Raw genomic sequence first — 557 nt, 5'->3', positions numbered from 1 at the left:
GCCTTCAGCCTAGACTCCCCTTGGTGCAAAAATCCAAATCCCTTTCTAATTGCTCGGTGTAAATCAAGAGGGCTTTAAGGTAGTCCAAAGTGTTTAGACTGCTGGGGGGGCGTGTGGGTTTAATGACCTTGCACTTGGTGGGGATATAAACATCTTTGTAGATCACCCTAGGGGTGCAAGCACACAAGCTAAGCCCTAAAAGGCTGGTCAAAGCCCATTTAAGCGCGCTCATGCAAATAACCCCTCTGCCCCCATAGCGCGCTTTAAATTCTCTTGAGCGATCTTAGCATACTCTTTGGACTTCTCTATCCCGATAAAATCTAACCCCAATTGCACACACGCCACTCCCGTGCTCCCACTCCCACAAAAACAATCCAACACCACACCTCCTTTAGGCACAATCTCTAATAAGTGCTTGAGCACCTCTGTAGGCTTTTGGGTGGCGTGTTGTTTCTTACTGGCGTGTAAGTAGGCTTGGACATAGCCATAGTGGTAATCTGGTTCTCTGCTGGGCAATTCCCCCTTAGTGCCCCATAAAATGAATTCGCATTGTTGTT

General features: G+C 47.8%; 2 protein-coding genes. Both read right to left on the bottom strand.

The features are described 5' to 3' along the window. Positions 1–4: 4 nt before the first annotated feature. On the bottom strand, positions 5–232 hold the full coding sequence (locus FNE76_RS08115; RefSeq protein ID WP_120948841.1) for a hypothetical protein: 228 nt from the start codon (positions 230–232) through the stop codon (positions 5–7). Then, a partial coding sequence (locus FNE76_RS08110) for a site-specific DNA-methyltransferase (RefSeq protein ID WP_143928493.1) occupies positions 229–557 on the bottom strand: 329 nt, incomplete at its 5' end. The genes FNE76_RS08115 and FNE76_RS08110, both read right to left, overlap by 4 nt.

The organism is Helicobacter mehlei (assembly GCF_007280785.1).
GTDB classification, from domain to species: domain Bacteria; phylum Campylobacterota; class Campylobacteria; order Campylobacterales; family Helicobacteraceae; genus Helicobacter; species Helicobacter mehlei.
Note: the sequence above shows the minus strand (reverse complement) of the source record. Positions and strands in the feature narration are given on the sequence as shown.

Bases quoted from the DNA above. Each gene is read 5' to 3' on its own strand.
- FNE76_RS08115 (WP_120948841.1), bottom strand. From the start codon at position 232: ATGAGCGCGCTTAAATGGGCTTTGACCAGCCTTTTAGGGCTTAGCTTG.